Source organism: Rossellomorea sp. SC111, from assembly GCF_024733565.1.
Classification (GTDB): domain Bacteria; phylum Bacillota; class Bacilli; order Bacillales; family Bacillaceae_B; genus Rossellomorea.
Genome location: NZ_JANIOC010000014.1, coordinates 1 through 12,242, shown reverse-complemented (window position 1 = coordinate 12,242; position 12,242 = coordinate 1). Strand labels below are relative to the sequence as shown.

9 protein-coding genes are annotated in these 12,242 nt (G+C 45.5%); 5 read left to right on the top strand and 4 right to left on the bottom strand.

Annotated features, from left to right (window positions below):
* Positions 1-700 precede the first annotated feature (700 nt).
* Positions 701-1,258, top strand: a complete 558-nt coding sequence (locus tag NQ095_RS17405; protein ID WP_258264710.1) for a YtxH domain-containing protein — start codon at positions 701-703, stop codon at positions 1,256-1,258.
* Between the two features lie 47 nt (positions 1,259-1,305).
* Here the strand turns inward: NQ095_RS17405 and NQ095_RS17400 are convergent, their stop codons facing one another.
* Entirely contained in the window at positions 1,306-3,462 is a 2,157-nt protein-coding gene (locus NQ095_RS17400) for a cell division FtsA domain-containing protein (RefSeq protein ID WP_258264709.1), read from the bottom strand.
* A 205-nt stretch (positions 3,463-3,667) separates the two neighbouring features.
* On the opposite strand from NQ095_RS17400, the gene NQ095_RS17395 reads away from it, so the two are divergent.
* The 4 genes from NQ095_RS17395 to motS all read left to right on the top strand — a co-directional run bounded on the left by NQ095_RS17395 (position 3,668) and on the right by motS (position 7,719).
* Complete coding sequence (locus NQ095_RS17395) at positions 3,668-4,744, top strand: bifunctional 3-deoxy-7-phosphoheptulonate synthase/chorismate mutase (RefSeq protein ID WP_258264708.1); 1,077 nt, start codon at positions 3,668-3,670, stop codon at positions 4,742-4,744.
* Between the two features lie 374 nt (positions 4,745-5,118).
* Positions 5,119-6,117, top strand: coding sequence for a catabolite control protein A (gene ccpA / locus NQ095_RS17390; protein WP_258264707.1), 999 nt, complete (start codon positions 5,119-5,121; stop codon positions 6,115-6,117).
* Between the two features lie 59 nt (positions 6,118-6,176).
* On the top strand, positions 6,177-6,992 hold the full coding sequence (motP, locus tag NQ095_RS17385) for a flagellar motor protein MotP (RefSeq protein ID WP_258264706.1): 816 nt from the start codon (positions 6,177-6,179) through the stop codon (positions 6,990-6,992).
* A complete protein-coding gene (motS, locus tag NQ095_RS17380) occupies positions 6,982-7,719 on the top strand; it encodes a flagellar motor protein MotS (RefSeq protein WP_258264705.1) in 738 nt (245 codons plus the stop codon). The genes motP and motS overlap by 11 nt, the downstream gene beginning before the upstream one ends.
* A 65-nt stretch (positions 7,720-7,784) precedes the next feature.
* Here the strand turns inward: motS and NQ095_RS17375 are convergent, their stop codons facing one another.
* Genes NQ095_RS17375 through fdhD form a run of 3 tightly spaced genes read right to left on the bottom strand, consistent with a single transcriptional unit; the run spans position 7,785 to position 12,083 of the window.
* Positions 7,785-8,273, bottom strand: a complete 489-nt coding sequence (locus NQ095_RS17375; RefSeq protein ID WP_258264704.1) for a helical membrane plugin domain-containing protein — start codon at positions 8,271-8,273, stop codon at positions 7,785-7,787.
* Complete coding sequence (fdhF, locus tag NQ095_RS17370; protein WP_258264703.1) at positions 8,266-11,211, bottom strand: formate dehydrogenase subunit alpha; 2,946 nt, start codon at positions 11,209-11,211, stop codon at positions 8,266-8,268. Before fdhF ends, NQ095_RS17375 begins: the two co-directional genes overlap by 8 nt.
* 38 nt (positions 11,212-11,249) lie before the next feature.
* Complete coding sequence (fdhD, locus tag NQ095_RS17365) at positions 11,250-12,083, bottom strand: formate dehydrogenase accessory sulfurtransferase FdhD (RefSeq protein ID WP_258264782.1); 834 nt, start codon at positions 12,081-12,083, stop codon at positions 11,250-11,252.
* Between the last annotated feature and the right edge of the window lie 159 nt (positions 12,084-12,242).

The window sequence follows — 12,242 nt, the reverse complement described above, 5'->3', positions numbered from 1 at the left end:
ACTAAATTCATGAACTCTAATTTTGGTTAGGATCTCTTGCTATACCGCTGTTGATTTCCGTGCAAGACTTCGCTTTCCTCGGGCGGAAGGCGAGCCTCCTCACAGCTTTCGCTCCTCCGGGGTCTCACCTATTCCGCTTTTCCCGTAGGAGTCTTCGTCTTGCACTCCAATCAACAGCTAGAACCGCTTAAACACCTTTTATTTGCGTTTACAAAACAAAAAATCCGAACGAATTCGATTTTCAATAAAGACTTCGAATGATCGTTCGGATTTTCTTTTGTCAAAAACACTTTGTTCCAGCCTATTTTATTCATCTATTCTTCCATAGGGTGGTCTGAATCAAGAGGGAAAAAGGATTTATTAATTACCCTCGACCATTGCAACTATTTAAAGGAAATTTAGCATTTGCTTAATATAGTTAAACACATGCTTAATCAGTTGATTGGAGCGGAAGGTGCTCGACTCCTGCGGGAAACGCTGGACTGGTGAGACCCCGCAGGCACAGCCGAGGAGGCTCACCGCCAGCCCCGCGGAAAGCGAGCACCTGCAGCGGAAATCAACCACTCCTCGCTTCTTAAAACGTAACAAAAGCCACCTTGCTTTTGAAAATATTTGGTAAATACCTCCTTTACGTTTATTTATCCTCTTACAGGGAAGTTAACTTATAAGAATAAAAAATAGATAAATGGAGGAACGATTTATGACACAGCCTGTACCTTATGAAACTGGAACAAGAAATAATGTGAAAGTGAACGGAAAGAGGAGCGGCAAGTTAGTAAAAGGAATGGTGATGGGAGCCGTTGTAGGTGGAGCCCTTGCCATGCTGGATAAAACAACAAGGAAAAATGTGACATCAAGAACATCTGACATGAAGGACTCTACAATGGGGATGGTTGCAAAGGTGAGAGAAAATCCTTCGGGATTGGTGAATGACTGGCAGGACCGATTGAAAACAGCATCCAATGTGTTGAAAGAAGCCATCAACGATGCGCAGAGCCTGTACGAAAAGGTGAATGACGATGTGGTGGATCAAGTCAATCAAATCAAAGATGATTCAACTGAAATGATTGCCTCGACGAAAGAAGCGGCAGAAGAATTAAAGGACATCGGCAGTAAAGTGAAAGAAGCGGGAGAAGAAGTGACTGGAGATTCCACTTCGTCACAGTCTGCGACAAGTTCTACTTCCACATCTGAAGATCAGTCCATTCATCCAACGAACCGTACAAGCACCATTCCGGGACAAGTTGGATCAAAATAACAAAAAAACTGGCGTAACTGCCAGTTTTTTTTGTTGTTTGAAATAGATCAACGGGAGGCTTGGGGCCAGAGGATTTCCAAGTCGTCCCCTTGCTCAATTTCTTCGTAAAAAGTCGTTTCCACTCCATTTTTCAAAAGGACAAAGCTTCCGTTCGAATGAGCGGGCATGTTGATTTCCACAGCATTAAATAAGTCCTGAAAGATAAACGGACCCGCATGCTGTTCTTCTATCAGGATGGAATCACCAGGGAATAAGCGATCTTCCATTGCGAGCTTGAGGCCATTCCGGGTGATGATACTGCTTTCTTTCTTAAGATGCAATTCTTTGCCGTTAAAGGTTATCGTGATAGCTTTTGCCACTGTTAACTGTTTCCTGGTAAGAAGTTCAATTACCGTTGGAGTGACACCGGGTTTGTAGGAGATATCATCCCCATTCTTGACTTTAGCAGTGTGTTTAGCCTCCATCCCATTTATCAATAACTTTCCGGAATAGGCAGGGAAGAATGTATCCACTCCGTTGATGGAGATTCGATAAGGCTTCGTACCCTCCATCCATTCGTTGTAGCCAAAATGGGTCAACAGTTCCTGAAGAGTATCAATCAATTCAATCCGAATCGAATCACGGTCACAAATGATGTCTTCCAATCGTGAAGGCTTATTGTTCCTGTAAACGAGAGGGGAGAGGAGATGCGGGTTCCCGTCTATGACAATCTGTTTTGACGATGAAGGATCCACAAGATCATCGATCGTCACCTGAGGGGATGATCCGTCCTTCCCTTTCTGAACCGAAATCCGGTCATGATTCTGAATCGTTTCGTCGAGTTCGCTTTGCCGGCCGTTTTTTTCAATGAGTGGCGGCTCGCCGTGACCACCGGGTAATGTAATGTCCTGTCCGTTGACAGTAACAAAGAAACCATTGCCAGGTGTACCATGCCACTTCGTTAACTTCAAACCCGCAGCAAGGAGGCAGTCGCCTACTGTCAGATCCTTGACTTCGAATAAGCGGACAGGCTGGTCATTTACATACGCCGTGACATATTGGACCGGGGCCTGCTTCGCTGCAATGGCAATCCCGATCGGCGTGACAAGTTCAGGTCCATTTGTCACTTCATCCGATACAGTGACGTTCTGAATCGCGTCGACGCCTCTTACGGCCACCCGATTGGAAGGCAACTCCAGGGAGGAAGCCAGTTGTACAGGGAGGCCTGGTGTCAGGCTGCCTCCCCCTACGAGCATGACGGCCTGTGGCGGCCTGCCGTTGTTGAGGCGGAGGATTTCATTTGAAATCTCGCCGGCGAGCCGGTTCACAGAAGGGGAGATCTTCTCTACCACTTCATGTGACGGGAAACTCGTTTCAAACCCGAGAATATCCGTTACCGTGATCTCTTCTGAAGACTGAAGATCCCGCTTCGCCTGTTCGGCCAAAGGGAAATCAAGTAATAATTCGTTACTGATCGCTTCAGTTATTTCGTCACCTGCAGTCGGGACCATCCCATAGGCAATGACCGTGCCCATATTGGTGATGGCGATATCCGATGTTCCTGCACCGATATCAACAAGCGCAACGTTCAGACGGCGCATGGATTCAGGGATGAGGACGTTGATGGCAGCAATGGGCTCAAGAGTCAGGGCTTCCATCTCAAGTCCAGACCGTGTCAGAGCCACAATCAGTGAATCCACGACGACACGTGGAAGGAAGGTCGCGATGATTTCGACGCTTGCTTCATCCCCCTGCTGATCGATCAGGCTGCCGATCTCCTCGCCATCCAACCGGTAAAAAAGGACGGAATACCCGACACAGTAATAATGATAACCTTTCGAATCGTATTCATTTTCTGCAGCCAATGCCTGTGCCTGTTGCACGGCGCTTAATTCCAGATGAAGGATATCGTTTTTCTGAAGAAGGGGTTTCCCCTTGATATTTGACGTCGATAGGGCCGTCTCCGTTTTCAGGGCACGCCCTGCAGCTGCGACGCATACTTTATGAAGGGGACCGTGTTTCTCTTCCAATTGTCGTTTGATGGAGGAGATGACCTCAGAAACAGCGGGTACATCATGAATCTGTCCATCAAGCATGGCCCTCTTCTTATGTTCTTCTATTAATATATCTGAAACTTGAAATATTCCGTCTATTTCTTCCAAAATGATGCCGACAACCGATCGGGTTCCGATGTCCAATGCAAAGATTTTTTGCTTTTTTTTCAATTCGTGTTCACCCACTTTAGCCTAGTCTCATACAATACTAAAATACTTTAGCGCTTAAAAGCGTCTAATTAATAAAGAATTTTATCGTGACATTTTCGAGGTGTTCTATTATAATAAGTTTCAATATCAAAAATGTATCATACTTTCTTAAAACTATAACAGTTTTTACGTATGAACAGGATAAAAAAAGAAAGGGTGCTGTATTGTGAGTAATCAAGAACTCGATCAATTACGTAAACAAGTAGACGAGATGAACTTAAAACTATTAGACACCATTAATGAACGTGCTAAACTAGTTCAGGAAATCGGTCGTGTCAAGGAGACTCAAGGAGTATACCGCTATGATCCTGTTCGTGAACGAGGAATGCTTAATCTGATTAAAGAAAATAATAATGGTCCATTCGAACATTCGACCATTGAACATATTTTTAAAGAAATCTTCAAAGCCGGTCTGGAACTTCAGAAGGATGATCACCGGAAAGCCCTGTTGGTTTCCCGTAAAAAGAAACCGGAAGACACGATCGTCAATATTAATGGAGAAGCCATTGGAGATGGAAAGCCTCATTTCGTCTTCGGTCCATGTGCCGTAGAATCATACGAGCAAGTGGCTGAAGTCGCGAAAGCCGTCAAAGCAAAAGGATTGAAAATGCTCCGTGGCGGAGCGTTCAAACCAAGAACGTCTCCTTATGACTTCCAGGGGCTTGGCATTGAAGGCTTGAAAATCCTTAAAAAAGTGGCGGATGAATATGATTTGGCTGTCGTCAGTGAAATCGTGAATCCTGCTGATATCGAACATGCAGTGGAATACATCGATGTGATTCAAATCGGTGCAAGAAATATGCAAAACTTCGAACTATTAAAAGCAGCCGGAGCCGTTAAAAAGCCGGTATTGCTTAAACGTGGTTTAGCCGCAACGATTGATGAATTCATCAATGCTGCTGAATACATCATCTCTCAAGGGAATGGAGACATCATCCTTTGTGAGCGTGGAATCCGTACGTACGAGAAAGCAACTAGAAACACACTTGACATTTCAGCTGTACCAATTCTTAAGCAGGAGACGCATCTACCGGTATTCGTGGATGTGACGCACTCAACCGGACGCAGAGATCTGTTGCTTCCAACAGCGAAAGCGGCACTTGCCATCGGCGCAGATGGAGTGATGGCTGAGGTTCATCCCGATCCTGCCGTTGCTTTATCCGACTCCGCTCAGCAAATGGATCTTGACCAATTCGATCATTTCTACAAGGAAGTATTGAAGGGCAGAACGATAGAAGTATAATGAATGAAGGGCTGAATCCTTTTAAAAAGGGGATTCAGCCCTTTTCTTGTTGGAAAGAAGTGAGTTGGATGGAGGGTGCTGGTACAGATATCAGCGAAACATCAATCCCACCTATTTTCCCCTTCTGAAATCGATCCACCAAACACCCCGACCATATGCTATAATAATCTTTTTGCACAAATCAAATGTGGACATTGCAGGAATATCAAGACTATCGTATGATTATCTACATAATTGCAGATAAATAACCTATATAACACTATTGTGAACATAAATATGTGCATTTTTTAACAAACTATTGTAATCGCTTTTTTCTTTAGGTTTATTTGGTGTAGAATAAGGTAAATGAGTAGAAGAGTAAAGGAGTGTAAGCTATGAACGTGACAATATATGATGTAGCAAGAGAAGCCAATGTAAGTATGGCGACGGTTTCCCGAGTGGTTAACGGAAATCCGAATGTTAAGCCGGCAACAAGGAAGAAGGTATTAGAGGTCATCGATCGACTCGGCTATCGTCCGAATGCTGTAGCAAGAGGGCTTGCCAGCAAGAAAACGACGACGGTCGGGGTCATCATCCCTGATATCTCAAATATCTTCTATGCAGAACTCGCACGTGGGATTGAAGATATCGCCACGATGTATAAATATAATATCATCTTGAGTAACTCAGATCAGAATACCGAGAAGGAACTTCATCTATTGAATACGATGCTTGGGAAGCAAGTGGATGGCATCCTGTTCCTCGGCGGCCATATTTCTGAAGAGCATGTGCAGGAATTCGAACGTTCTCCGGTTCCGATCGTATTGGCAGGTGCCGTTGAAGAAACGAACAAAATTCCGTCCGTGAACATTGATTACAAGGCTGCTTCTTTTGACGCAGTTTCTGAACTGCTTGAAAAAGGTCACAAACGCATTGGATTCGTCAGCGGTCCTTTCCACGATACGATCAACATGAAGTTCAAGCTTGAAGGATACAGAGAGGCACTTGCGAAGGCAGGCGTCGAATACAGTGATGATCTGGTTGTAGAAGGCGAATACACATACGATTCAGGACTAGAAGCTTGGCAGAAGTTCTCAGAGCTACCGGACAAGCCGACAGCCATTTTCGTAGGAAATGATGAAACGGCCCTTGGTGTGGTACACGGTGCTCAGGATCAAAACGTTTCCATCCCGGAAGAAGTGGAAATCATCAGCTTTGATAACACAAGACTTGCCCTGATGGTCAGGCCTCAGTTAACGTCTGTTGTCCAGCCTTTATACGATATCGGAGCAGTAGCCATGCGGTTATTGACGAAATATATGAACAAGGAAACGGTTGAAGAATCGACAGTTGTTCTTCCGCATCGACTTGAATACCGTAACTCAACAAAGTAAGGAGTTTGTCGATATAAAGGATAACGACAAACAGAACTTATTTTGTAGGGAGAGTCAAAATGAAAAAGCTTGATGTTCTTACACCAATCGGGGTTGTAGTAGGGTTTCTATTCGTTGCATTCGCGATCATTTCGAATGCGGGAGTGACCGGGTTCACCTCCTTCATCGATCTTCCGTCCATGCTCGTAGTCATCGGCGGATTGATCGCAGCCATGCTGGTCAGCTTTTCGATCAGGGAATTGAAACAGCTGGGGAAAGTGATGAGAGAATCCTTTCGGGATGTGGAATACGATCTTCATGATTTGATCAGGACGTTTGTGACCCTGTCAGAAAAAGCAAGACGTGATGGCCTCCTCTCACTTGAAGCAGAGCTGGAAGCGGTCGAGGACCCTTTTATCCGAAAAGGCGTCCTGCTCGCTGTCGATGGAATCGAGCAGGATGTGATCGTCGATATAATGAATGCTGAAATCATTGCCTTAGAAGAGCGGCACCGTAAAAATAAGAGTTTATTGGATAAGGCGGGGGAATATGCCCCTGCATGGGGGATGATCGGTACACTGATCGGTCTCGTACTGATGTTAAAGAATTTAAATGATCCTGCATCACTCGGTCCCAATATGGCAATCGCCTTACTTACGACCCTGTACGGATCCCTTCTTGCGAATCTCGTCTTTCTGCCAATGGCATCCAAGCTTGCGATGAAAACAGAGAAAGAAGTGTTTATGAAACAAATCGTGATCGAAGGGGTCGTCGGGGTACAATCCGGTCAAAATCCGAAAATATTAGAAGAAAAGTTAAGAGTGTTCTTATCCAACGAGGAATTACAGATGTATTCAGACAGGAAACAAGAAGGGGCAGCTCCAGATGAAGCGTAGACGAAGACCGGCATCTCAGCCTCCGGGTGCTCCTAAATGGATGGTTACGTTTTCTGATCTTATTACTCTTATTCTCGTATTCTTCATTCTATTATTCTCGATGTCACAGATTGATATGGTGAAATTCAGGACCATCGCTGATTCATTTCAGCAACGGCAGATTCTCGAATTCTATCCTTCTATTATTCCTTTCGACAATCCCTCTGCAGAACCCGAAATGGAATCGGAGGACTCAAAACAACAGGGAAATGAGACAGATCAAGATCTGAACTCGTTACTTGCCAATATTCAGAGCTATTTGAAGGAAAACGAATTGAGTGACGCAGTAGTGGCGACCAGATCCGAACGGGGGGTCGTACTGGTCCTTCAGGAACAAACACTGTTTGCCTCAGGCGAAGCAACGGTCCTTCCGGATGCCTATCCGTTTTTGAATAAGGTGGGCGTGCTTTTATCCGAAATCCCGAACTTTGTGAAGGTGGAGGGACATACAGATAACCGCCCTATCAATACATATCGTTTCCCGTCGAACTGGGAGCTCTCATCGGCAAGGGCGAGCAGTGTGGTGCGTTACTTGATCACAACGGAAGATCTCGATCCAAAGCGGTTCATCGCCGTCGGATATGGAGACACGCGTCCGGTCGCTCCTAATGATAAAGTGGAGAACCTCCAGAAAAACAGGCGGGTCGAAGTGATCATCACCGATCCCGCTTATGAAGAACAATCGTAAAGACTTTCGGGAAAAATAGAAAACAGGCTGCCAACCTTAGAGGTCGGCTGCCTGTTTTTTTTGTATTATTTCTTGTCATTTTTTACCCGGTTTTTACCGATCCCTCTTAAAATATAGATGATGATCGTAATGGTACGCTGAACTGCAGGGTCTCCAAGGGCACGAAACAGTCCGAAAATCCCGGTTCTCTTCGTAGATGGTCTTTCTTTTCCTATATTGAGATTACGCGTATTCCGGACACTCAATGTTTCAATCCCTTCCAGATTCAAACTCCCGAGTAATTCAGTCATACGGGCTACGTTATTAAGGATGGCTGCGTTCTGATCTTTATTGGCTTCCTTGGAGAAGTTAAACAGGATATCTTCCTGATGGTTTACCATGGCACTGATTGTATCCAGATTTCGATTTTCATCCATGTGCTTAATGATCCCAATGACTTTTAAAAGGGAATCTTTATTTTCAGCAAGGGCTTCTATCAGTTCATTCAAGTTCTGCTCCTGAATCTTTTCTTTTGGAATCTCCAGTGGAATAATCTTATCAATGGATTTAGCCATTTGTATCAACCTCATTTCCAGGGAAGACGTAATCTTTTCGATCCCATTTTCTTTCTACTTCAGGCCCCATTTGCGGATTGCGTGTTGCCCAGCGATGATTGTTATGGGGTATTGGCGATTTTCCTTTTTTCTCGAGTACTTCTACTTTGGCAGGAACCTCTTTATAAGCAGGTGTATCCGTGTCTTTATCCACACGGCTGCTCGTCAAATAGTTCACCGCATTTTTACCGTCACTGTTTAAGGTGATAAACAATTCCTTGCCAAACACTTCCTTCGTCACATGTACCCTGCCGGTGCTCTCACCGTTATCGTTGGAAAGCTTGATGAGGGCGCCTTCTTCAATTTCAAGTTCCTGGGCCATTTTCTCGGATACTTCAAAGAATGGTTCCGGGATTTTATTTCGAATCCCTTTCGTATGGGAAGTCATATTTCCTTCATGGAAATGTTCAAGCACCCGCCCGTTATTCACATGATAATCGTACCCTTTTTGTGCAGGATAGTTGTATTGATATTCAAGCGGATAGAACCGGGCTTTCCCGTCATCGAAGTGGAATCCGTCCGTGTAAAGGAGAGGTGTATCCGTTCCGTCCTCCTGCACAGGCCATTGCAGACTGTTGAATCCTTCCAGCTTATCGTAGGAAACCCCTGCAATCAATGGTGTGAGTGAGGCAGCTTCATCCATGATTTCTGCAGGAGAATGATAGCCCCAGTTGAATCCAAGTTTTTCAGCGATACCTGAATAAATCTCCCAGTCTGGTCTTGCTTCCCCTAACGGCTCGAGGGCTTGATAAATACGCTGGATGCGTCGCTCCGTATTCGTGAAGGTTCCTTCCTTTTCGACACTAGGCACGGCAGGAAGCACCACATCGGCATATTCGGCGGTCTTTGTAAGGAACAGATCCTGGACGACGAAGAACTCAAGCTTCTCAAATGCGCCTGTCACATAATTGATATTAGAGTCGACGATTCCCATATCCTCACCGGTGACATACAATCCTTTCAGATTTCCTTCGTGGATTTCCTCTACCATTTCGTGATTGTTCATACCAATATCTTTAGGAAGCTCTGTCTTCCATGCCTTTTCGAATTTTGCACGGATTTCTTCATCCTCCACACTCTGGTAGCCCGGGAACGTATTCGGCATGCTTCCGAAATCGCTTGCTCCCTGGACATTATTATGACCGCGGAGAGGGTATGCGCCTGCCCCGGGTTTCCCATAGTTTCCTGTAACCAGCAGGAGGTTGGAGATGGCAGTGGATGTATCAGACCCGATTTGATGCTGGGTAACACCCATTGCCCAGCAAATGGCAGTTGAACCCGCACGGTGGATATTCTCTGCGACGGTTTTAAGAAGTTCTTGGGAGATACCGGTTTTTTCCTCAGCATATTCCATTGTGAAAGGAGCAAGGCTTTGATAATACTCATCGAAATCATTCACCTTTTCATCGATGAATTCTTTATCGTGCCAATCCTGGTCAATGATGAATTTGGATAGGGCGGATAGCCATACGAGATCGGTCCCTGGATTTGGATGTAGGAACATATCGGCTCTCCGGGCCATTTCATGCTTTCTTAAGTCAGCCACAATCATTTTTTGGCCGAAGAGTTTGTGAGAACGTTTGATTTTGGAAGCGAGCACAGGATGGGCATCCGCTGTGTTAGTCCCGATCAGCATGACCAGGTCGGCATGCTCGATATCCTTCATGGAACCTGCATCTCCTCCGTACCCCACTGTCCGGAATAATCCTTTCGTTGCGGGAGACTGGCAATAGCGGGAGCAATTATCCACGTTATTCGTTCCAATGACTTGTCTGGCCAACTTTTGCACGAGATAGGATTCCTCATTGGTTGCTTTGGATGAGGCGATGAATCCGAGTGCATCCGGTCCATTATTTTCTTTGATTTCCCTGAATTTCTCTGCTACATAATGGAGGGCTTCTTCCCACTCGACTTCTTTAAAATGATCACCCTCCCGGATCAACGGACGGGTGAGTCGTTTGTCACTGTTCACATGGCCGTAGCCGAATTTCCCCTTTACACAGGAAGCGATGCCATTGGCAGGGGCTTCTTCGGTCGGTGACATTTTTAACACTTCTCTTCCTTTTGTCCAGACATTGAAGCTGCAGCCCACCCCGCAATACGTACACACGGTTTTGGTTTTCTTGATTTGATCATCCCTCATCTGGGCTTCTGAATCGGACACGGCGAAAAGGGGACCGTAGCCTGTTTCCACATTTTTTGTAATATCAATCATCGATCGGAGGAGGCTCGTATTATAGCCTGTCATATAACCCGCTTTTCCGAGCATATCGTTTTCCATGAGGGCGTTGCACGGACAAACGGTCACACATTGGCCGCAGCTGACACAGGAGGACTGATCAATCGGGACATCATTATCCCAAATGACACGGGGATGTTTACGCTCCCAGTCAATGGACAGTGTTTCGTTGACCTCGATATCCTGACATGCTTCCACACATTTCCCGCAAAGGATGCATTGATCCGGATCATATCGGTAGAATTGGCCGGAGAAATCTTTCTCATATGGCTTCGGTTCAAACGGTTTCATCTGGTGTTCGAGCCCCATCATGGCCACTGTATTATGGAGGGTGCAGTCACCATTGTTTTTCTCGCAGACCGTACAGTAAAGTTCGTGGTTCTCCAGAATGGTGTCCATCGCTTTGAATCTGGCCTCTTTCACCTGGGAAAGCTCTGTCTGAATATCCATTGCTTCCAGAAGCGGTGTCCCACATGCCCTTCTCAGTTCCCCGTTAATGGAGACAATGCAAGTATCACAGGTTTCGATGGCACCTAGACTTTCCTGGTAACAAACCTGTGGAATTTCCACTTTCTCGATATTAAGAAATTCCAGGACAGACATACCGGGCTCTGCCTCGTATTGAGTGCCATTAATGAAAACGGTTACCTTTCCTTCCATTACAAAAACTCCCCCTCTTTATCGATTTACGTGCTTTCCTAAATATGTAGCTCTGTACCGGTTATTCTTTCAGGGTGTGTATAGATATTCATTCTGTCACCCCTGATAAATCCAACGGCCGTGATCCCCAAGTCATCTGCGAGTTCCAATGCAAGATTGGTCGGTGCCGACTTGGATAAGAGGATGGCAATCCCCATCTTGGAAATCTTCAGCAGCACCTCAGAAGAGATCCTCCCGCTGAACGCAATGACCTTATCCTTGACTGAAATGTGATTCATGAGGCAGTATCCATAGAGCTTATCTAGTGCGTTATGCCTTCCGATATCCTGATAGCATTGGATGATGCCTGTGGTACTGCAGATCGCTGCATTGTGCATCCCACCGGTCCTGTGAAAGTCCCGGGAATGGTTCTGCAGCTCTTGCATGTGATGAATGGCCATGAGAGCGGTTAGTTCCGTTTTGGACGTAACCGTTCTGGCTGTGAGCATATCGTTCGTGAAATAAAATTGTCTGCTTTTCCCGCAGCAGGAACCGATAAATCGTTTCGAGGTATTTCTTGCCCGGTCTTCAGGCAGCTTATCGATTTGTACATAGGCGAACCCTTTATCCTGATCGATGGAGAGACGGGAGATTTCGTTGAAGCGCCGAATGATCCCCTCTGAAGCCAGAAAGCCAACCACCAATTCCTCCAGGTTGGATGGAGAACAGACCATCGTCGCCCATTCTTCCCCGTTTAAATGAACGGTAAGCGGGAATTCAGCCGCCACCTCATCCACTTCATCAAAAAAGGCTCCATTTCCATATTTGCGGACGGTACGGGTTAGAATACTTTTATCCTCCAACAGCATATCCCCCCTTTGTGAAACTATCATCATATCGTGTTTTCCCTATTAAGTAAGAAAGGAAAACATGAAATGTTTAAAATAATGAAAAAATAGTTCCTTAATTTAATATAAGGCTCTTTTCGTAAACTTTGTTGCTATGTAAGGTAGCGAGTAGTGGTTGATTTCCGCTTCAGGTGCTCGCTTTCC

Excerpts from the sequence above, each read along its gene's own strand:
- fdhD (WP_258264782.1), bottom strand. The coding sequence starts at position 12,083 with ATGATAGTTTCACAAAGGGGGGATATGCTGTTGGAGGATAAAAGTATT.
- NQ095_RS17405 (WP_258264710.1), top strand. The coding sequence starts at position 701 with ATGACACAGCCTGTACCTTATGAAACTGGAACAAGAAATAATGTGAAA.
- fdhF (WP_258264703.1), bottom strand. The coding sequence starts at position 11,211 with ATGGAAGGAAAGGTAACCGTTTTCATTAATGGCACTCAATACGAGGCA.
- motP (WP_258264706.1), top strand. The coding sequence starts at position 6,177 with ATGAAAAAGCTTGATGTTCTTACACCAATCGGGGTTGTAGTAGGGTTT.
- ccpA (WP_258264707.1), top strand. The coding sequence starts at position 5,119 with ATGAACGTGACAATATATGATGTAGCAAGAGAAGCCAATGTAAGTATG.
- motS (WP_258264705.1), top strand. The coding sequence starts at position 6,982 with ATGAAGCGTAGACGAAGACCGGCATCTCAGCCTCCGGGTGCTCCTAAA.
- NQ095_RS17375 (WP_258264704.1), bottom strand. The coding sequence starts at position 8,273 with ATGGCTAAATCCATTGATAAGATTATTCCACTGGAGATTCCAAAAGAA.